Origin of the sequence: Escherichia sp. SCLE84, assembly GCF_012584495.1 — a bacterium.
In the GTDB taxonomy this organism is placed as follows: domain Bacteria; phylum Pseudomonadota; class Gammaproteobacteria; order Enterobacterales; family Enterobacteriaceae; genus ECMA0423.
Genome location: NZ_CP051430.1, coordinates 2,289,499 through 2,311,371, shown reverse-complemented (window position 1 = coordinate 2,311,371; position 21,873 = coordinate 2,289,499). Strand labels below are relative to the sequence as shown.

General features: G+C 49.4%; 18 protein-coding genes. 3 read left to right on the top strand and 15 right to left on the bottom strand.

The features are described 5' to 3' along the window. Positions 1-14 precede the first annotated feature (14 nt). The 15 genes from panC to thpR all read right to left on the bottom strand — a co-directional run bounded on the left by panC (position 15) and on the right by thpR (position 14,150). Positions 15-866 carry a pantoate--beta-alanine ligase gene (gene panC, locus HGD79_RS11405; protein WP_000905383.1) on the bottom strand — a complete coding sequence of 284 codons (852 nt, stop codon included), beginning with the start codon at positions 864-866 and terminating at the stop codon, positions 15-17. A gap of 11 nt (positions 867-877) precedes the next feature. Next, positions 878-1,672, bottom strand: coding sequence for a 3-methyl-2-oxobutanoate hydroxymethyltransferase (gene panB / locus HGD79_RS11400; RefSeq protein ID WP_000805455.1), 795 nt, complete (start codon positions 1,670-1,672; stop codon positions 878-880). 112 nt (positions 1,673-1,784) lie between these two features. Then, entirely contained in the window at positions 1,785-3,128 is a 1,344-nt protein-coding gene (locus tag HGD79_RS11395) for a fimbrial-like adhesin (RefSeq protein WP_097755252.1), read from the bottom strand. Beyond that, positions 3,112-3,708, bottom strand: coding sequence for a fimbrial-like protein (locus HGD79_RS11390; RefSeq protein WP_000553764.1), 597 nt, complete (start codon positions 3,706-3,708; stop codon positions 3,112-3,114). The genes HGD79_RS11395 and HGD79_RS11390 overlap by 17 nt, the downstream gene beginning before the upstream one ends. A gap of 26 nt (positions 3,709-3,734) precedes the next feature. Further along, positions 3,735-4,337 (bottom strand): fimbrial-like protein YadL, encoded by a 603-nt coding sequence (gene yadL / locus HGD79_RS11385; protein ID WP_000143205.1) that lies wholly within the window; start codon positions 4,335-4,337, stop codon positions 3,735-3,737. A 14-nt stretch (positions 4,338-4,351) separates the two neighbouring features. Then, a complete protein-coding gene (locus HGD79_RS11380) occupies positions 4,352-4,921 on the bottom strand; it encodes a fimbrial protein (protein WP_000591057.1) in 570 nt (189 codons plus the stop codon). Positions 4,922-4,937: 16 nt separating this feature from the next. Next, complete coding sequence (htrE, locus tag HGD79_RS11375; RefSeq protein ID WP_000153176.1) at positions 4,938-7,538, bottom strand: Yad fimbria usher protein HtrE; 2,601 nt, start codon at positions 7,536-7,538, stop codon at positions 4,938-4,940. 34 nt (positions 7,539-7,572) lie between these two features. Beyond that, positions 7,573-8,313, bottom strand: coding sequence for a fimbrial chaperone (locus tag HGD79_RS11370; protein ID WP_168848398.1), 741 nt, complete (start codon positions 8,311-8,313; stop codon positions 7,573-7,575). 104 nt (positions 8,314-8,417) lie between these two features. Next, on the bottom strand, positions 8,418-9,002 hold the full coding sequence (locus HGD79_RS11365) for a fimbrial protein (RefSeq protein ID WP_000038438.1): 585 nt from the start codon (positions 9,000-9,002) through the stop codon (positions 8,418-8,420). 369 nt (positions 9,003-9,371) lie between these two features. Then, complete coding sequence (folK, locus tag HGD79_RS11360; RefSeq protein WP_000215124.1) at positions 9,372-9,851, bottom strand: 2-amino-4-hydroxy-6-hydroxymethyldihydropteridine diphosphokinase; 480 nt, start codon at positions 9,849-9,851, stop codon at positions 9,372-9,374. After that, positions 9,848-11,245: a polynucleotide adenylyltransferase PcnB gene (gene pcnB, locus HGD79_RS11355; protein ID WP_010723084.1), complete on the bottom strand. Its 1,398-nt coding sequence runs from the start codon at positions 11,243-11,245 to the stop codon at positions 9,848-9,850. Before pcnB ends, folK begins: the two co-directional genes overlap by 4 nt. A gap of 59 nt (positions 11,246-11,304) precedes the next feature. Then, complete coding sequence (gene gluQRS, locus HGD79_RS11350; RefSeq protein ID WP_001387013.1) at positions 11,305-12,201, bottom strand: tRNA glutamyl-Q(34) synthetase GluQRS; 897 nt, start codon at positions 12,199-12,201, stop codon at positions 11,305-11,307. 66 nt (positions 12,202-12,267) lie between these two features. Then, entirely contained in the window at positions 12,268-12,723 is a 456-nt protein-coding gene (dksA, locus tag HGD79_RS11345; RefSeq protein WP_001155227.1) for an RNA polymerase-binding protein DksA, read from the bottom strand. A 177-nt stretch (positions 12,724-12,900) separates the two neighbouring features. Then, on the bottom strand, positions 12,901-13,605 hold the full coding sequence (gene sfsA / locus HGD79_RS11340; RefSeq protein WP_000396036.1) for a DNA/RNA nuclease SfsA: 705 nt from the start codon (positions 13,603-13,605) through the stop codon (positions 12,901-12,903). 14 nt (positions 13,606-13,619) lie between these two features. Continuing rightward, entirely contained in the window at positions 13,620-14,150 is a 531-nt protein-coding gene (gene thpR, locus HGD79_RS11335; RefSeq protein ID WP_001294700.1) for an RNA 2',3'-cyclic phosphodiesterase, read from the bottom strand. A gap of 73 nt (positions 14,151-14,223) precedes the next feature. Between thpR and hrpB the strand changes: the two genes are divergently transcribed. The 3 genes from hrpB to fhuA all read left to right on the top strand — a co-directional run bounded on the left by hrpB (position 14,224) and on the right by fhuA (position 21,846). Further along, positions 14,224-16,653 carry an ATP-dependent helicase HrpB gene (hrpB, locus tag HGD79_RS11330; protein ID WP_096147631.1) on the top strand — a complete coding sequence of 810 codons (2,430 nt, stop codon included), beginning with the start codon at positions 14,224-14,226 and terminating at the stop codon, positions 16,651-16,653. A 195-nt stretch (positions 16,654-16,848) separates the two neighbouring features. Beyond that, positions 16,849-19,383, top strand: coding sequence for a bifunctional glycosyl transferase/transpeptidase (gene mrcB, locus HGD79_RS11325; protein ID WP_000918166.1), 2,535 nt, complete (start codon positions 16,849-16,851; stop codon positions 19,381-19,383). Positions 19,384-19,602: 219 nt separating this feature from the next. Then, a complete protein-coding gene (gene fhuA, locus HGD79_RS11320) occupies positions 19,603-21,846 on the top strand; it encodes a ferrichrome porin FhuA (RefSeq protein WP_000124438.1) in 2,244 nt (747 codons plus the stop codon). The last annotated feature ends 27 nt before the right edge of the window (positions 21,847-21,873 follow it).

The following is a 21,873-nucleotide window of genomic DNA, read 5'->3' as shown; positions in this document are numbered from 1 at the left end:
GCGCCAGTTAAGTATTACGCCAGCTCGACCATTTTGTTGTCGATCAGGCGAGCATCGCCAAGCCAGGCGGCTACCAGAATTACTGCCCGTTTGCTGGTTTCAGAAACTTCCAGCAATGTGTCGGCATCGCGAATCTGAATATCATCGGCGCGGAAGCCTTTTTCATTCAGTTCTTGCCCCGCAATGGTAATAATTTCATCGAGATCCCGTTCCCCAGCCTGCAATTTGTCAGCAATCGAACTTAAAACTTTGTACAGACCAGGCGCAATTTTGCGTTGTTCCGCCGTCAGATAACCGTTACGGGAACTTAGCGCCAGACCGTCTTTGGCGCGCATAATTGGCACACCGACAATCTCAATATCGAAGCCCATATCGGCAACCATTTTGCGGATCAGCGCCAGTTGCTGAAAGTCCTTTTCACCGAAGCAGGCGATGTCCGGCTGGACCAGGTTAAACAGCTTGCTGACGATAGTCGAAACGCCGCGAAAATGCCCCGGACGGCTCGCGCCTTCCAGCATGGTCGAAAGCCCGGGAACGTCAACGTAAGTATGGGTTTCAGTACCGTTCGGGTAGATCTCTTTTACCGAAGGGGCGAAAACTAAATCCACTTTACGTTTGTTTAGCTTCTCGCAGTCCTCCTGCAAGGTCCGTGGATAACGTGCCAGATCTTCCGGGCGGTCGAACTGCATCGGGTTAACGAAAATACTGACGACGACCACATCGGCGCGGGCTTTGGCTTCGTCGACCAGCTTCATATGGCCATCGTGCAGATTACCCATAGTAGGCACCAGCGCCACGCGCTTGCCTTCCATACGCAGGCGGCGAATTTGCTGACGCAGCAGCGGCAGGGTTTCGATAATTAACACAACGTGACTCCTTAATGGAAACTGTGTTCTTCGCCCGGATAAACGCCGGACTCCACTTCAGCCATATACTGCCGCACAGCCGCGCGGATGTCGCCCGTTTCGGCGAGGAAATTTTTAGCGAATTTAGGAATGTGACCGCCGGTAATGCCGAAGGCGTCGTGCATCACGAGGATCTGCCCGTCAGTGACGTTGCCTGCGCCAATGCCAATAACCGGGATCGCCAGTGCTTCGGTAATACGTTTTGCCAGTTCAACCGGCACGCATTCCAGCACCAGCAGCTGTGCCCCAGCGGCTTCTAAGGCTAATGCATCGCTGAGCAGTTGATCGCCCGCTTCATCGCCGCGCCCCTGAACTTTGTAGCCACCGAAAATATTCACTGACTGTGGGGTTAAACCTAAGTGACCACATACAGGAACGGCACGTTCGGTCAGCATTTTTACGGTTTCGACCAGCCACTCACCGCCCTCAATTTTGACCATATTGGCACCGGCACGCATAACCGTTGCGGCGTTTTCAAAGGCTTGTTCCGGCGTGGCATATGCCATAAACGGCAGGTCAGCCAACAGCAGGCAGTTTGGCGCGCCGCGACGTACGGCGGCGGTATGATAGGCGATATCCTCGACGGTAACGGGAAGGGTGGAGTCGTGGCCCTGAACCGTCATGCCCAGCGAATCGCCTACCAGCATGACGTTAAGTCCTTCATCAGCAAATAGTTTCGCGAAGCTGTAGTCGTAAGCGGTGATGGTCGCGAAACGCTTTTTATCCTGCTTACATTTCTGAAGTGAAGCAATGGTGGTCGGTTTCATAACGTGTCCTGATAAATGATGTCGTGTTGCCTGGCATTTTATCAGTCACATTGGTGGGGGCAATGATTTATCAATTACCGCACCGCCAGATGATGGCGGTGCGGTGGACTTATTAAGGGTAGGTTACCTGGAAAGTACTGGTGGCTTTAAACTCACCAGCTTCTATTGGTATAGTTCCATCCTGTTGTAGCGTGGCCTGGAAATGGAGAGGGTATGTTATACCTGTATCTTGATCCGGGTAAACTCCTCCTGTTGTATCGTCTTTGCCTCTCGGGTCGTAATCTTTATAAACAGAATTTGAATCATTAGGTTTCAATGTCATTAGAGGATTTTTACTAGTTGCTAAACCTTCTATGAGTACACCGACTCCTTTTGCTGCGTCATTACCTGTGAGAGTATTACCAAGGAGTTGCCCGTTTTCAGTACCAACCTTTGTTGAAACTAATTTTGTCTCAATATTAGTCACACGAACGCAGTTTTGAAGTGAAATATCAAAAGGAACCGGTGTGGCACCGTTTCTGATTTGTTCTGCACTATATTCACCCATTTTTACCGTAGAACCAGTCACAGAAGTTCCACTAAGCATAGCGGTAAAACAAGTGGGATTAGTCAACTTGACATTGAGCAGATCGAAATCGATTTTGATAAAATAACTATGCTCATTTATACCTTGGCCTGCGCCATAGGCTTTAAATGAATACAGATAATTTGATGAGCTGGATAATTTGATCTGTTGAGTTACTTTTGGATCAAAGTTTGTATCTGTATAGAATTCAATTGTAAGGGTCTGATAAATACCACCTACAGCCCAGTATTTACGGGTGCTATTCGCATTATTGCAACTCCAATATAACACGTCTTCGCTTGGATTATACCACGAAAAATATTGTTCTGCAGAGTCACCAATGTATATCCCAGGTGAACTAACGTTAGTTACGGTACCGTAAGCTGACCACATGTTTGAAATTAATAATGTGTAATACAAACCAGGAACTGATGTATTAAATAATTTATGGGAGCCATACATTTTACCTGAGTCAACCATTGCATTTTCAATACGCATTGCGCTACCACTTGTGCTATCACTTCTGTTGCAATAAAGAAAACCACCACCAGAAGCGGTATCTAACTGACTCCACTGTAATTTTACACCTGTAGGTCCAAGCTGCGTCGGTTTGTAGAAAACTAAATTATTTGTACTTGTTGCATATCTGAATATGACAGTAGCATCGCCATTCGGCCCCGTTTCTCTCCATTTTTGATCTGACGGACCAACGCCGTAACTATTCCCAACAATATATCCTACGTTATCATCAGTGCCAGCACTCGCGGTATAACAACTCAAGCACAGAATTAAAAAAAGAAAATGTCTGAAGAATTTCTTCATTATCACTCCACCATCTACTGCTGTAACAGTCGCAGTTATTTGTTTTGATCTATTATTCGTAGTACACATCAACTAATATATGACTCATTACCTGGCCAGATATGACATCCAGCGCGGGATCGATTTTTTGCATTCTGGCATAAAATTTCCATGAAGAATTATGCAGGGCAGAAGTCATTACTGGATACACGGAACGAGAATTTCCTGCTGAACTAATAACATTGAATATATTGGTCGGGTCCTGAATGGAAAAGAGAACGACACCGACATTTTTAGCCCCGGTTGCGACTTCATTGGCAAATATTTGCCTTGAACCTGCAGCCATGACACCGCTAAGGGCTCTAAAATCAATATGTAACTGATTAAGCACATCGCCAGTTCCCTGTAATGCACAGTCTGATACTGTGACAGTGAACTCTTTTCCACCTGGTTGATAGCTTTCAGGAGTAACATTATCTGAAAAATATCCCACCCCAACGACGCCAAGATCAATATTACCTTGGTTACTGATTCCGCTTTTGCAAGTGCTGTTTTTTACATTGGCAACAAGGTCAATATCCTGCCCAGCGATGGCTGGATAGGTAATGGGAAACTGTAGTGACAGAAACAGAATTATTCTCTTCATCAGCTTACGTTGAGTGGGATGCATATATAGTTCCTGGATCTGTCAGTCTGTTAGTTATAGGTTACTGTAAATGTGGCAGGTGCAGAAAATTTACCCGCAGTGACATTGCTTACGGTTTTATTTTTTTCGACGACCAGTCGAGCACTCATCGGATAATAAACAACCGCGTTGGCTGCATTGGAGATAGTGACCTCTTGAGATGCTGGTGTCACACAACTAAATTGTGTTGCGCTACCTGTTGCCGGAGTTTCGGTGCTCCAGACTTCAACGGCGACGGCACTTGCTTTATCTGCGGCTGTGGATCCATTTGCGAACCCCGCACCGTCATTAGCAGTACCTTCGCATGTGGCTCGCTTGGTTAATTTTATTTGTGCTTTTTTATTGGGGATACCCGCACAGTCTTTGAATTTGAGTTTGAATGTTTTAACTTTGGTCTTGGCATTGATTTCAGAAATATATACATCGCCAAAGTCAACAACAGAAATGTCCTGATCAGAGTCATTTACTAATGTAGCGGTACAAGTACCTATTTCTACGGTAGTAATCACGGTCAGCCCAATGCTGTCTGTTGCCGCATAAGAGGGTACGCTGAACAATGAGGCAGCCAAAACGACACTGCTGGATAATCCATAACGTAAATTTTTAAATGTCATCTTAATTATCCTTCTTATTGATAGATGAAATTAAACGTTGCCAGTGCACGAAAATTCCCCGGTACGCCTTGCCCTGCATCTGTTTCACGTAGCGCAACGGTCATTTCAAGACCCTTATCGGGCTGCATCTCGTCTGTGCTCCAGCGTATCTTTTCCGCACTGTTAGGTTTAAGGAAAGTGGCATCATCAGTAGTCCGTTTTTTGAAACCCATACCGATATTACTTGTCGTCGAAGATGAATCACCAGACTGCGGTATAATAAGCTTAGGTGAGCTTGATGATGCATTTCCGGTCAGAGTGGTATCAATCCAACTGATGCCACTGCTGCACCCACTAGCAACCAGTTTAAAATCAGCCTGAGATTCTGTCGTTTTATTCGCGATCTTATCCAGACCCATCTTAGGGATTCTCAATGTGTAGTTATTATTGCCATCATTCGTGACGTTATTACCAGTAAGTGTGATGTTACAGGTTGTCGCTTTGACAGTGGCTGTAAACTCTACATTAATATCCGTTGCAAATACTGATGGTGATAATAATATTCCCATCAGTATCGCTATTTTATGTGGCGTTATTTTTATCATTTGACGTCCCTTGTAGTTACTGAATCTGACACCGAATTCCATTCAGAATAATAGATTGCGCTATTTTTTCTGCTTCTGAACTTTGTTGATAATGCGCAAGACAACTTACGGGTTTACTTTCTTCGAGCCATTTAATGCTGATATTTCCCTGCTGCTCAATACCACGAACAAATGCTTGTCCACCCTGTCCAACATTACCAATGACATTGCCTTGCTCATCATAAATATCTGCAGCAAATGGAATATTTTTACCATCACTTCGTGTGATGTTCATAATGGCTGATTGCCCTTGCACGGTTTCAAAATCAGCAAAGACGACTGAACCCTGACGCGGTACAGCTACTGCACTGGTACTTTTTAATTCAACATCGTTCTCAAGATCGTTGATATCCAGCGCGATACGGTTTTCATGATAAGGAGAAAGAGCGCTGGTGACACCATAACCCCATCGATCGATAGTACTGTTGCCATAATTTATTCGCGCTCCTTGAGCACCTGGAGCCTGAACTACCGCCAGTGTATCGGAGTCGCTAAAACTGTCATTACTGAAGGTCAGGCCGCCGCTATGCAATACAAAACCACCGTCGGTGCTGAGAGACACTTGACGACTGTTATCGCTATTTGCAGAAACTGAACCTGCCAGGGTTCCCCACGGTGATTCATAGCTGGCATAACCCCCAACATAACTCAAATCTTTGCTGGCTTTATTCATCGTATAGCCAGTATTTACGCTATAACTGAGGCGAGCGTTATCACTATAGCCACTGCTACTGACGTTGAGTTGGTTATTACCCTTAAAGTCACTGCTCATTTGAGTATCAATACTCTGGAAACCTGAAGTCCGTTGTTCAGTGCCAAGTAATTTTTCAATAGGAATGGTGAAACTGAGATAAACGCTATCGTCAGTGTCGCCGTCTTCATTCCATGAACGCTGGGCACTGACACTGTAGCTGCCCCAGGATGCACTGTTACTGTAGCCAATAGAGTAATTGCTACGATTTTGTCCGGAAGCCCAGTAATCGGACCAACTTCCGGAAAGATAAAATGAACCGTAATCTTTTTTCTCAAATTTTAGCGGTTGGTTAATACTGACCGTAACCTGATTTTTCATGCGCGAGTAATTACGCATGGATTTCGGTTCAAGATCTTGTTCGGGATGTTTCACTTCATCAATTAGAGTTAGTGCATCATTAAGACCAAGGTAATTCTGTGTCGAATAGCGATAGGCCGCGATATTCAGTGAAGTACTTGTTTCTTCGAATAACTTGTTCCAGGAAACACGATAACTTTGTCCCTGATATGTTTTATCATCCGGTATACGAACATTGGAGTGAGTCACATCGAAAGAAAATGCACCGACTGAAGTATTCAGACCAAGACCTAACAAACCAGCGGTATAGTTATTATCGGTAATCTGAATACCAGTATAACCCGTTAGATAGTTATTCAGACCGTAGTAGTAGCTGGCCTGAAATAAATTAGGCTCATCCTGAATATCATCTTTTAAGACCTGGCCGCCGCTAATATCCCAACGTCCAACGCCAGGGCGTAACATTTGAACGACCGATGAAAAAGGTTGCGAGAATGTCCGCTTTGAGCCATCGGATTCTTCGACAGTAACAATAAGATCGCTGCCGTAACCTGACGGACTCAGATCATCAATGACGAAAGCGCCTGGCGGCACAGTCGTTTCATAAATCTTATAGCCACCTTGCGTAATAGTGACTTTGGCGTTGGTATTAGCAACGCCATGAATGATAGGCGCAAAACTCGCTAATGTCGGAGGCAACATGCGGCTGTCGCTGTATAAACGAATGCCGCGTATACTGACAGAATCAAAGGTTTCGCCCGTTGTATAAGACTCACCAAGAATGAGTTGAGAACGCAGCGAGGCGATATCACGCTGTATATACCGATTCTTAAAATCATAATTACTGCCAGAATCGGTCATCCAGTTGTAGTTGCCTGAGGCACGCAGTCGCCATGCACCTAAATTCATCCCACCGTTAAAAGCAGCATAAATGCTGTCATTTCTTCGACCAGGAGTTTCACTATGATATCCGTTGAGGTTGTATGACAACATGGCCGCATTAATGCCATTTTCCCATAACGATGGATCAACATAGTTTTGGTAATTTTTCATTACCCATGCCTGAGGAACGTCTATATCCAGACGTTGCTCGTTAACGTCATAACGAACAGAAGCCTGAGGGATAATTTCCGTCAAATTAAGGCAATTGCCGAGTGTTTCATCCCTGGCAAGCAGAACGGCTTTTTCGTTATTTATATCGGGAGAATTTATATGAAACTGCAATAAATTCTTAAGTGTGATACAGGCTTGTGCGTTTTTTTTTCCTTCAATTTCAATAAATGTAATGCTTTGGTTAATAATAGGTTGATCGTTGACATAAACACTGACGTCGTACATACCCGGTATAGCAGGGTTACCTTCACTATACCGGCTGAGATCAATATTTGAGGCATTCTGCCCCATCAGGAAGGTATGGTCATATTCAACAAGTTCAGCACAGAAAGCACTATTGCAATACAGCAGCGCGCAAAACGTAGCGATACGGGTCAGATGATTATGATAATTTTTAGTTGGTTTTATAGTCACGTTATGCTTCCTGCGGAATTATATCCTTGCCTGATTACAGACTGGCATTACCTTCAATGGCGCCACCAAAATCATTAATGGCGTAAAAATGTACTTTTGCAGAACTTGCTTTGCCATTAAGGCCAGTGACTTTCATGACCTCATCACTAAATGGTGCAATCATTTTCACATCAATCGGATAGCGTTTACCGCTAGCTTCTAAATCACCACTGCTAAAAGAGACGTAGTAAGGGGTTGGATTGGTCACTCGCAATGACGCCTTACCTTCTGAACCTGACCAGAACCACTTCAGGGCTAACGGGGCTTCAGAGGGATTTCCCTTCAATCCATCCGGGCGATAGAAAAGTTTTATACGTGTGCGAAATGCCAGTTGCAGCAGACTTTGATTCGCGACCTTTTCTGCATCTGGTTTTGGTGGAACTTCCAGTACGTTAAACCAGAACACGCTCTCTCTGTCTTTAGGCAGTGAGGTGCTGGCTGTGTACATTAATTTGATTGTTTGCCCACGTTTGGCATCAATACGCGATACTGGCGGCGTGGCAGTAAAAGGGACTGTAAAACTGCCAGGCTCAGCGTTGTCATCGCCAGTATCTAACCAACTCTGGACAAGCAACGGGTTATTCCCTTTATTTTCCAGACGTACGTTGACACTTTTTTGATCGCTTTTATATATTACGCGAGTACCCGAAATGACAATGTCCGCAATAGACGATGAACTAAAAGCCATACAGGTTACGAAGCATAAAGCTGTTGTATGTTTGGTGTTAAAAAACATAAACCATCCCTGACAGAGTTAATTAAAACAGGGAATAATATAAAAATAGAAATTATTAACACTATTCCCTGTATATTCATTCAATCAATTTAATTGGTGAATACTTACTGATAAGTAATGGTGTATGCAGTGTTAGTTTTTACATAACCAGCAGTTGCTGTTTGGTCTGCGACGGCACGAACGTAAGACGCTTTAAAATCATAAACAGCAGATTTTGTCGTTGCATCCAGGGCTTTAGTATACACATCGCCAGGGTTGTTAATTTGAACCTGTTTGATAGTGGAACCATCAATATTGTGCAGAGCGATATTCACGCCGTCAGACGGGTTGTTAATAGACATGTCGTTGTTCAGCGTTCCTTTGCTATTACCAAAGAAAACAGAACCGAAGGTCATTTTAGCTGTACTACCTGGATTCGGATTTGCTTTGCTGCAGTCAACGGTGATGCTGAAAGGTTTGGCTTTAGCGCCAACGGTGTCATTCAGCACGCCAGCATCGATTTCACCAACAGTTGCAGTTTGCAGCAGGATCAGACCATCTTTATTACCGCCGTCAACGCGGGTTTCACAGGTGTTATCAACAACCAGACCACTGATATTTAACTGACCACCATCCATATCAGCAGAAGCAGTACCTGCAACCATTGCCAGCATAAGACCAGACAGGGCAAAACCTAATTTTTTAGACATAAAAATCCTTGAATAAAATTCCATTAGTCAGACTACTGGTTTGAAGAATGACTATTCATGACACAAATGTTATAAGCAGATGCTAGATGTTAATGAGCAATGATATTTGTTACCAAAATTTACAACCATTGTTCATTAGGACGCCTATTGTGCACTTTAAGGGCTTTTGAACAAATTAAATTTTCTTAATTCAAAATTAAGCAAAAATAAATTCACAAGTGCAATTGGTTAGGGTATGGCGATGGGATTGATATTTATCTGCGGGAATTTATATTATGTTTCTGCAAAAATGTTTAAACTAAAATTTTTATTAAGGAAAGAGAGGATGTATGATTTTCAGAAAATATTTATATTCGTAATATAAATAAATTACCATTTGCTTAATTTGTCAAATGCTCTTGTATGTAAGACTTCACGCAACGTCTCCCCATCAGGAAACGCCAGCTCCGGTGCAATCTCAAACAGCGGCCACAGCATAAATCCACGATTCTTCATATCGTAGTGCGGAACGGTCAGGCGTTCGGTATTTATCACTTCATTACCAAACAGCATGATATCGAGATCCAGCGTGCGTGGTCCCCAGCGTTCAGCTTTACGAACACGACCCTGTTGCAGTTCTATGCGCTGTGTATGGTTGAGTAACTCTTCCGGGGCGAGCGAAGTTTCAAGCGCCACGGCGGCGTTGAGGTAATCGGGTTGATCTTGCGGCCCCAGCGGTGGGGTGCGGTAAAACGAAGAAACGGCAAGAATGTGGCTTTCAGGGATATCGCCTAATGCTTTCAGGGCAGCATTGACCTGCTCCAGCGGAGAGGCCAGATTGCTGCCTATGGCAATATACGCCACTGTCATGCGGTACCCTCACGACGTGGTGCGCGTTTGCGTGGACGACGAGTGCGACGACGCGGTGACGGTTCTTCATCCAGCTCGTTGAGCATCCCTTTTTGGTCTGGTGGCGCGGAAACCTGGAACTCACCCCACCATTTCACCAGACGCTGCAGTTCAGCGTTACGTTCAACTTCAGCTCGCAAGGCCAACAGGTCATAAGCCGCACGGAACTTAGGATGCTCCAGCAGTTTCCATGCACGTTTACCCTGACGTCGGGACATACGCAACTGCAACTGCCAGATATCGCGGGTTAACGTCGTCAGACGTTTCGGGATTGCCAGTGAACGGCAGGCTTCGTCCAGCACGTCGTTCATCGCCAGCGCGAAAGCGTCGTGATAGGTCAGGCCGCTTTCCTGGGCGATCTTCTGTGCCGTCTCCAGCAGTGGGTACCAGAACATGGCGGCAAACAGGAACGCCGGGTTCACGCGCATATCGTTATGGATACGCGTATCGGTATTCTTCAGCACCTGTTCAATGATCCGCTCCATCGGGCTGTCGCCATTTTCCGTGAAGTAGCGGGTAATGGTCGGGAACAGCGGCTGGAACAGATGATATTCACACAGCAGCTTATAGGTTTCGTAACCGTAGCCCGCTTGTAGCAGTTTAAGCGATTCTTCAAACAGGCGTGCCGGTGGGATATCGTTCAGCAGGGTAGCGAGGCGAGGGATCGGTTCTGCGGTTTCCGGGCTGATGCGCATACCCAATTTGGCGGCAAAACGTACCGCGCGCAGCATACGTACCGGATCTTCACGGTAGCGCGTTTCCGGGTTACCAATCAGACGGATAACGCCGTCCTTCAGATCCTTCATACCGCCAACGTAATCACGGACGGTAAAATCCGCTACGCTGTAATAGAGGCTGTTGATAGTGAAATCGCGGCGCTGGGCGTCTTCTTCGATGGAGCCGAAAATGTTGTCGCGCAGCAACATGCCGTTTTGCCCGCGTTGGGAGGTCGTGCGGTCGCTGACGTTACCTTCGTGGTGTCCACGGAAGGTCGCAACTTCGATAATCTCCGGGCCAAACATCACATGAGCCAGACGGAAACGGCGACCCACCAGGCGGCAGTTACGGAACAGTTTGCGCACCTGCTCAGGCGTGGCGTTAGTGGTTACGTCAAAATCTTTCGGCTTTTTGCCGAGTAACAGGTCGCGCACGCCGCCGCCAACCAGCCAGGCTTCGTATCCCGCTTTATTGAGCCTGTACATTACCTTCAGGGCATTTTCACTGATATCTTTGCGGGAAATAGCATGCTGCTCACGCGGGATCACCGTCACCTGTGGACGGGCGACTGCCTGTTCAGCCTCGCTTTCCTCGCGGCTTAGCACCTTGCGGCAAAAATTAGCGACTCGGGTAAAAATAGTACACCTCGGTAGTGTCAAACATCATTCAGGACAAAAAAATAGCGGCTAATCATAGCTCAGCATGACGCATTTGAGAATGTTGAATTTACAATTGCCGACTCGGGCACGGCGGTAAGCCGCCAGTTTTTGACGGCTGACTGAAGGATTTGCTCGACGCTGAAATCCTGCCAGTGTGCTTCTGCCTGCTGCCCCAGAAATTGAAGTGCCGCGATTAGTACCGGGCGTGGATCGCCTTTCGGCAACGCAGGCGCATGATTCTGCTTGGAAAGTTTAGCGCCTTGTGGACTAAGCGCCAGCGGCAGATGAATGTAATCTGGCACTTTCCAGCCAAAAAGCTGGTACAGCGAGATTTGCCTTACTGTTGGTTCAATCAGATCAGCCCCACGCACTATTTCTGTAACGCCCTGGAAATGATCATCAACCACAACAGCCAGGTTGTAGGCGAACAACCCATCACGGCGATGAATGATAAAATCTTCCCGTGCCAGTTTTTCGTCGGCGTGAATAATGCCGCGCAGCTGGTCAGTAAATTGCGTGACCGGATGCTGCTGGCGGATACGCACTGCGGCATTGTCTGGTCCATGATGCAACACCCGGCAATGACCGTCGTAAATACCGCCAATGCTTTGAATACGCGCACGCGTACAGGTGCAGTAATAACTTAGTCCTTGTTCATGTAACCAGGCGAGTGCTTCACGATAGGCGTGGTGACGTTGCGATTGCCAGAGAACATCGCCGTCCCAGTGCAGACCGTAATGTTCCAGCTGGCGCAGGATAGTTTCTGCGGCACCGGGAACTTCACGAGGCGGGTCGATATCTTCTATGCGTACCAGCCAGCGACCTTGCCGGGCGCGAGCCTGCAAATAGCTGCCGAGCGCGGCGATCAGAGAGCCAAAATGAAGCTCGCCGGAAGGAGAGGGGGCGAAGCGGCCAATATACTGTGTGTCTGTCATCTCTTTGAACAAAAAATAAGGCGGGAGCATTTCCCGCCTGTGGTAAACGTGATGGAACGGCTGTAATTAGCCAGCCATCTGTTTTTCGCGAATTTCAGCCAGCGTTTTGCAGTCGATGCACAGATCGGCTGTCGGGCGCGCTTCCAGACGGCGAATACCAATTTCAACACCGCAGGATTCGCAGTAGCCGAAATCTTCGTCTTCCACTTTTTTCAGCGTCTTCTCGATCTTTTTGATCAGCTTACGCTCGCGATCGCGGTTACGCAGTTCGAGGCTGAACTCTTCTTCCTGGGCTGCACGGTCTACCGGGTCCGGGAAGTTGGCTGCTTCATCCTGCATATGTGTAACGGTGCGATCGACTTCATCCCTGAGTTGATTACGCCATGCTTCCAGAATACGACGGAAGTGCGCCAGCTGGGCTTCATTCATATACTCTTCGCCCGGCTTCTCCTGATATGGTTCCACCCCAGCGATGGCGAGAATACTCAGGGACGATGTTTTACGGTTTTGCCCTTCTTGCATGTTGCTTCTCCTTAACACGCACTATCGATCCCCATGTTCGGGGGAAAAATGAGGCCGCTATAAATAGCAGATGCTTTTCCGGATAGCAATTATCTAAACGTAACACTTGACAACTGTGTGAGGAAAAGCGTATTTGCGCACGCGACCAGAATGTAAATTAACCAGTTACTTACTTTACTACAATGTAACCGGCAGTGATTTTTTAAGAGCCATGCCTTCAGCAGAAATTTCCGCTTTGTAAGCCAGAATTTCTACCCCCCTCTGTTGAGCTTCTGACAATAGTTGCGCGTATTTCTCATCGATGTGGCGCGCGGGTGAAAACCGTGTAATGGCTGAATGCAGCACGGCGAAAAAGATAACCGCACGCTGGCCTTCAGCCGCTACGCTCATCAACTCCCGAAGGTGTTTCTGACCTCGTTCAGTGACCGCATCGGGAAAATATCCCTGTTCGTTCTCCGCTAACGTAACCGATTTCACTTCAATATAGCAGTCTGGACGCGAATCCGCCTGCAACATAAAGTCAATACGGCTGCGTTCTGCGCCGTATTTTACTTCGCTTTTCAGCGAGCTATAGCCTGACAGTTCTGAAATTGATTCATTAAGGATAGCCTCTTTCGTCAACCTGTTAGCCCAAAGCGTGTTGACGCAAATAAATGCGCCGCTCTGGCTTTGAGTTAATTCCCAGGTGTGTGGGTATTTCCGTTTGGTGTTGTCTGAAGTCGAATACCAGACGGTATCGCCAGGCGTTGCACAACCGGTCATTGCACCCGTATTCGGGCAGTGTAGCGTTAATTCGCGACCATCGGGTGTGATCACATCGGCTAAAAAACGTTTGTAACGCTGAATTAGCGTCGCGCGCTGTAGAGGGGGAGAGAATTCCATTGCGACAATCCTTGTTATTGCGTTAGCGCCCAGCGTTTTAGCGGCGTGTAGCGTGTGCGTCCACGGGCAAACGAGGAGGCGTAAAGGGTGAACTCCGTCACCGCATAAGACCAGTTAAAACCTGGCGGCGGGATTGTCACCGCCTCGCTGGCGTCGCGCAATAAGGTAATATGTGGATGAAACGGACGATTGCTTTGAAAACAACCGCTGCGGGCAGCCTGTGAACGGAGCATATTCGCCAGCTGGATTAAGCCGCGTGGAGGCTGACGCATCCCTAACCACACCACACGCGAACGCAGCCATTGTCCGGCGTCATCAAGCGTGAGTGTGAAACCAGGTTGACGAATCCGTCCGGCTAAAAGAGAAAGCGCCTTCTCTTTCTCGGCGCTCACTTCGCCTAAAAATGCCAGAGTCAGATGCAAATTATCGGCGGCGACCGGACGTCCCGCCTCAGGTGGGAAGTGTGTGGCGCGCCAATGGATAATCTGTTCGCGGATTTCTGCAGGTAAGTCGATAGCAAAGAACAGACGTTGCGGTTCAGACATGTGAGGCACTCGGTTATGAATTACCGCGATGCTACAATGTGGCGCGAAGAATGTTAACCCTCTGGAGCGTTTTGTGTCGTCGTTGCCCGTTGCTGCCGTCTTATCTGAATTACTTACCGCTCTCGATTGTGCGCCGCAGGTATTATTAAGTGCGCCGACCGGGGCCGGGAAATCAACCTGGCTGCCGCTGCAACTGCTGGCGCATCCCGGCATTAACGGGAAAATTATCCTGCTGGAGCCGCGTCGTCTGGCGGCGCGTAACGTCGCGCAACGGCTGGCGGAGCTGCTTAACGAAAAGCCAGGCGATACCGTTGGCTACCGGATGCGTGCGCAAAACTGCGTCGGGCCGAATACCCGCCTGGAAGTGGTTACCGAAGGCGTGCTGACGCGCATGATCCAGCGTGACCCGGAACTGAGCGGTGTTGGACTGGTGATCCTTGATGAATTTCATGAGCGCAGCTTGCAGGCGGATTTGGCGTTGGCGCTGTTACTCGATGTGCAACAAGGTCTGCGTGATGACCTTAAACTGCTGATTATGTCGGCTACCCTGGACAACGACCGCTTGCAGCAAATGCTGCCAGAAGCGCCTGTCGTCATCTCAGAAGGGCGCTCGTTTCCGGTTGAACGCCGTTATTTACCGCTGCCCGCGCATCAGCGTTTTGACGATGCCGTTGCGGTAGCCACCGCTGAAATGCTGCGTCAGGAAAGCGGATCATTACTGTTATTTTTACCTGGCGTCGGAGAAATTCAGCGTGTGCAGGAACAACTGGCTTCGCGCATCGGCAGTGATGTATTGCTCTGCCCGCTGTATGGCGCGTTGTCGCTGAACGATCAGCGAAAAGCGATCCTCCCGGCACCGCAAGGGATGCGCAAAGTGGTGCTGGCGACCAATATTGCTGAAACCAGTTTAACCATTGAAGGTATTCGTCTGGTGGTGGATTGTGCCCAGGAGCGTGTGGCGCGTTTTGATCCGCGCACGGGGCTTACGCGACTGATTACTCAACGCGTTAGCCAGGCATCCATGACGCAGCGTGCCGGGCGCGCCGGGCGTCTGGAGCCGGGTATCTGCCTGCATTTAATCGCCAAAGAACAAGCAGAACGCGCCGCGGCGCAAAGTGAACCGGAGATCTTACAAAGCGATCTTTCCGGTTTGCTGATGGAATTACTGCAATGGGGATGCAGCGATCCGGCGCAGATGAGCTGGCTGGATCAACCGCCAGTAGTGAATCTACTGGCCGCGAAACGTCTGTTACAAATGCTGGGGGCACTGGAGGGTGAACGGCTTAGTGCGCAAGGGCAAAAAATGGCAGCGCTGGGTAACGATCCGCGTTTAGCGGCAATGCTGGTTAGCGCGAAGAACGACGACGAAGCTGCTACCGCGGCAAAAATTGCCGCCATTCTCGAAGAGCCGCCACGGATGGGCAATAGTGACCTGGGCGTGGCGTTTTCGCGCAATCAACCAGCCTGGCAGCAACGTAGTCAGCAACTGTTAAAACGCTTAAACGTACGTGGCGGTGAGGCAGACAGTTCGCTTATCGCGCCGCTACTTGCCGGGGCGTTTGCCGATCGCATTGCTCGTCGCCGTGGGCAAGATGGACGCTATCAACTGGCAAACGGCATGGGAGCGATGCTCGATGCCAACGACGCGCTAAGCCGCCACGAATGGTTGATCGCACCGTTATTATTGCAGGGCAGCGCCTCGCCGGATGCGCGGATTTTACTGGCGTTACCGGTCGATATTGATGAATTAGTACAACGCTGTCCGCAGCTGGTGCAGCAATCTGACACCGTGGAATGGGATGACGCGCAAGGTACGCTGAAAGCCTGGCGTCGGCTGCAAATCGGTCAGTTGACGGTGAAAGTGCAGCCACTGGCGAAACCGTCAGAAGACGAGTTGCATCAGGCGATGCTTAACGGCATTCGTGAAAAAGGTTTAAGCGTGCTCAACTGGACGGCGGAAGCGGAACAGCTACGCTTGCGTTTGTTATGCGCCGCAAAGTGGTTGCCGGAATATGACTGGCCAGCGGTTGATGATGAAAGTTTATTGGCGACGCTGGAAACGTGGCTGCTGCCACATATGACTGGCGTACATTCACTACGCGGCCTGAAATCACTCGACATTTATCAGGCACTACGCGGATTACTTGATTGGGGAATGCAGCAACGTCTGGATAGTGAATTGCCTGCGCATTACACTGTGCCGACGGGAAGCCGGATCGCCATTCGTTATCATGAAGATAACCCGCCCGCGCTGGCGGTGAGAATGCAAGAGATGTTTGGCGAGGCCACCAATCCGACGATCGCCCAGGGGCGCGTGCCGCTGGTGCTGGAGTTGCTTTCACCTGCCCAAAGGCCATTACAAATCACACGAGATTTGAGCGCCTTCTGGAAAGGAGCGTACCGTGAGGTGCAAAAAGAGATGAAAGGGCGTTATCCCAAACATGTCTGGCCGGACGACCCGGCAAATACTGCACCGACGCGACGGACGAAAAAGTATTCGTAAGGTTGGTTTTCTCCCTCTCCCTGTGGGAGAGGGCCGGGGTGAGGGCATCAGCGCGCACGTTCACCCTCACCCTAACCCTCTCCCTCAAGGGAGAGGGGACCGATCGAGCACAAATTTTGAGAGATATCTTCTTCTGTCTTGTAACAGAAGAACAGAAAATCGGGCTTTTGCGCCTGAATATTGCGGAGAAAAAGCATGGCCGGGAATGACCGCGAGCCAATTGGACGCAAAGGGAAACCGACGCGTCCGGTCAAACAAAAGGTAAGCCGTCGTCGTTACGAAGATGACGATGATTACGACGATTATGATGACTATGAGGATGAAGAACCGATGCCGCGCAAAGGTAAGGGCAAAGGCAAAGGGCGTAAGCCTCGTGGCAAACGCGGCTGGCTATGGCTACTGCTAAAACTGGCTATCGTTTTTGCCGTGCTGATCGCCATTTACGGCGTTTATCTCGATCAAAAAATTCGTAGCCGTATTGATGGCAAGGTCTGGCAACTGCCTGCGGCAGTTTATGGCCGAATGGTCAATCTTGAGCCAGACATGACCATCAGCAAGAACGAGATGGTGAAGCTGCTGGAGGCGACCCAGTATCGTCAGGTGTCGAAAATGACCCGTCCTGGCGAATTTACCGTGCAGGCCAACAGCATTGAGATGATTCGCCGTCCGTTTGATTTCCCGGACAGTAAAGAAGGACAGGTGCGCGCGCGTCTGACCTTTGATGGCGATCATCTGGCGACGATCGTCAATATGGAGAACAACCGTCAGTTCGGTTTCTTCCGTCTTGATCCGCGTCTGATCACCATGATCTCTTCGCCAAACGGTGAGCAGCGTCTGTTTGTGCCGCGCAGTGGTTTCCCGGATTTGCTGGTGGATACTTTGCTGGCGACAGAAGACCGTCATTTTTACGAGCATGATGGAATCAGTCTCTACTCAATCGGACGTGCGGTGCTGGCAAACCTGACCGCCGGACGCACGGTACAGGGTGCGAGTACGCTGACGCAACAGCTGGTGAAAAACCTGTTCCTCTCCAGCGAGCGTTCTTACTGGCGTAAAGCGAACGAAGCTTACATGGCGCTGATCATGGACGCGCGTTACAGCAAAGACCGTATTCTTGAGCTGTATATGAACGAGGTGTATCTCGGTCAGAGCGGCGACAACGAAATCCGCGGCTTCCCGCTGGCAAGCTTGTATTACTTTGGTCGCCCGGTAGAAGAGCTAAGCCTCGACCAGCAGGCGCTGTTAGTCGGTATGGTGAAAGGGGCGTCCATCTACAACCCGTGGCGTAACCCAAAACTGGCGCTGGAGCGACGTAATCTGGTGCTGCGTCTGCTACAACAGCAACAGATTATTGATCAAGAACTCTATGACATGTTGAGTGCACGTCCGCTGGGTGTTCAGCCACGCGGTGGGGTGATCTCTCCACAGCCAGCCTTTATGCAACTGGTGCGTCAGGAGCTGCAGGCGAAATTAGGCGATAAGGTAAAAGATCTCTCCGGCGTGAAGATCTTCACTACCTTTGACTCGGTGGCCCAGGACGCGGCAGAAAAAGCCGCCGTGGAAGGCATTCCGGCACTGAAGAAACAGCGTAAGTTGAGCGATCTTGAAACTGCGATTGTGGTCGTCGACCGCTTTAGTGGTGAAGTTCGTGCGATGGTCGGTGGTTCTGAGCCGCAGTTTGCGGGCTACAACCGTGCGATGCAGGCGCGTCGTTCGATTGGTTCCCTTGCAAAACCAGCGACTTATCTGACTGCCTTAAGCCAGCCGAAAATCTATCGTCTGAATACGTGGATTGCGGATGCGCCAATCGCGCTGCGTCAGCCGAATGGCCAGGTCTGGTCACCGCAGAATGATGACCGTCGTTATAGCGAAAGCGGCAGAGTGATGCTGGTGGATGCGTTGACCCGTTCGATGAACGTGCCGACGGTAAATCTGGGGATGGCGCTGGGGCTGCCTGCGGTTACGGAGACCTGGATCAAACTGGGCGTACCGAAAGATCAGTTGCATCCGGTTCCGGCGATGCTGCTGGGGGCGTTGAACTTAACGCCAATCGAAGTGGCGCAGGCGTTCCAGACCATCGCCAGCGGCGGTAACCGTGCACCGCTTTCTGCACTGCGTTCGGTAATTGCGGAAGATGGCAAGGTGCTGTATCAGAGCTTCCCGCAGGCGGAACGCGCTGTTCCGGCGCAGGCGGCGTATCTGACACTATGGACCATGCAGCAGGTGGTACAACGCGGTACGGGTCGTCAGCTTGGGGCGAAATACCCGAACCTGCATCTGGCAGGGAAAACAGGGACTACCAACAATAACGTAGATACCTGGTTTGCAGGCATTGACGGCAGCACGGTGACCATCACCTGGGTAGGCCGTGATAACAACCAGCCGACCAAACTGTATGGAGCCAGCGGGGCAATGTCGATTTATCAGCGTTATCTGGCTAACCAGACGCCAACGCCGCTGAATCTTGTTCCGCCAGAAGATATTGCAGATATGGGCGTGGACTACGACGGCAACTTTGTTTGCAGCGGTGGCATGCGTGTCTTGCCGGTCTGGACCAGCGATCCGCAATCGCTGTGCCAGCAGAGCGAGATGCAGCAGCAGCCGTCAGGCAATCCGTTTGATCAGTCTTCTCAGCCGCAGCAACAGCCGCAACAGCAACCTGCTCAGCAAGAGCAGAAAGACAGCGACGGTGTAGCCGGTTGGATCAAGGATATGTTTGGTAGTAATTAACATCTAAGCGTGAAATACCGGATGGCGAGTTGCCATCCGGTAAAATAACATCCCATCTAAGATATTAACCCTTTCTTTTCATCTGGTTGTTTATTAACCCTTCAGGAACGCTCAGATTGCGTACCGCTTGCGAACCCGCCAGCGTTTCGAATATTATCTTATCTTTATAATAATCATTCTCGTTTACGTTATCATTCACTTTACATCAGAGATATACCAATGGCGCGTTCCAAAACTGCTCAGCCAAAACACTCACTGCGTAAAATCGCAGTTGTAGTAGCCACAGCGGTAAGCGGCATGTCTGTTTATGCACAGGCAGCGGTTGAACCGAAAGAAGACACTATCACCGTTACCGCTGCACCTGCGCCGCAAGAAAGCGCATGGGGGCCTGCTGCAACTATTGCGGCGCGACAGTCTGCTACCGGCACTAAAACCGATACGCCGATTCAAAAAGTGCCACAGTCTATTTCTGTTGTGACCGCCGAAGAGATGGCGCTGCATCAGCCGAAGTCGGTAAAAGAAGCGCTTAGCTACACGCCGGGTGTCTCTGTTGGTACGCGTGGCGCATCCAACACCTATGACCACCTGATCATTCGCGGCTTTGCGGCAGAAGGCCAAAGCCAGAATAACTATCTGAATGGCCTGAAGTTGCAGGGCAACTTCTATAACGATGCGGTCATTGACCCGTATATGCTGGAACGCGCTGAAATTATGCGTGGCCCGGTTTCCGTGCTTTACGGTAAAAGCAGTCCTGGCGGCCTGTTGAATATGGTCAGCAAGCGTCCGACCACCGAACCGCTGAAAGAAGTTCAGTTTAAAGCCGGTACTGACAGCCTGTTCCAGACTGGTTTTGACTTTAGCGATTCGTTGGATGATGACGGTGTTTACTCTTATCGCCTGACCGGTCTTGCGCGTTCTGCCAATGCCCAGCAGAAAGGGTCAGAAGAGCAGCGTTATGCTATTGCACCGGCGTTCACCTGGCGTCCGGATGATAAAACCAATTTCACCTTCCTTTCTTACTTCCAGAACGAGCCGGAAACCGGTTATTACGGCTGGTTGCCGAAAGAGGGAACCGTTGAGCCGCTGCCGAACGGTAAGCGTCTGCCGACAGACTTTAATGAAGGGGCGAAGAACAACACCTATTCTCGTAATGAGAAGATGGTCGGCTACAGCTTCGATCACGAATTTAACGACACCTTTACTGTGCGTCAGAACCTGCGCTTTGCTGAAAACAAAACCTCGCAAAACAGCGTTTATGGTTACGGCGTCTGCTCCGATCCGGCGAATGCTTACAGCAAACAGTGTGCGGCATTAGCGCCAGCGGATAAAGGCCATTATCTGGCACGTAAATACGTCGTTGATGATGAGAAGCTGCAAAACTTCTCCGTTGATACCCAGTTGCAGAGCAAGTTTGCCACTGGCGATATCGACCACACCCTGCTGACCGGTGTCGACTTTATGCGTATGCGTAATGACATCAACGCCTGGTTTGGTTACGACGACTCTGTGCCACTGCTCAATCTGTACAATCCGGTGAATACCGATTTCGACTTCAATGCCAAAGATCCGGCAAACTCCGGCCCTTACCGCATTCTGAATAAGCAGAAACAAACGGGCGTTTATGTTCAGGATCAGGCGCAGTGGGATAAAGTGCTGGTCACCCTGGGCGGTCGTTATGACTGGGCAGATCAAGAATCTCTTAACCGCGTTGCTGGGACGACCGATAAACGTGATGACAAACAGTTTACCTGGCGTGGTGGTGTTAACTACCTGTTTGATAATGGTGTAACACCTTACTTCAGCTATAGCGAATCGTTTGAACCTTCTTCGCAAGTTGGGAAGGATGGTAATATTTTCGCACCGTCTAAAGGTAAGCAGTATGAAGTCGGCGTGAAATATGTACCGGAAGATCGTCCGATTGTAGTTACTGGTGCCGTGTATAATCTCACTAAAACCAACAACCTGATGGCGGACCCTGAGGGTTCCTTCTTCTCGGTTGAAGGTGGCGAGATCCGCGCACGTGGCGTAGAAATCGAAGCGAAAGCGGCGCTGTCGGCGAGTGTTAACGTAGTCGGTTCTTATACTTACACCGATGCGGAATACACCACCGATACTACCTATAAAGGCAATACGCCTGCACAGGTGCCAAAACACATGGCTTCGCTGTGGGCTGACTATACCTTCTTTGACGGTCCGCTTTCAGGTCTGACGCTGGGCACCGGTGGTCGTTATACTGGCTCCAGCTATGGTGATCCGGCTAACTCCTTTAAAGTGGGAAGTTATACGGTCGTGGATGCGTTAGTGCGTTATGATCTGGCGCGAGTCGGCATGGCGGGCTCCAACGTGGCGCTGCATGTTAACAACCTGTTCGATCGTGAATACGTCGCCAGCTGCTTTAACACTTATGGCTGCTTCTGGGGCGCAGAACGTCAGGTCGTTGCAACCGCAACCTTCCGTTTCTAATTTCTCTTTTGGGGCACGGATTTCCGT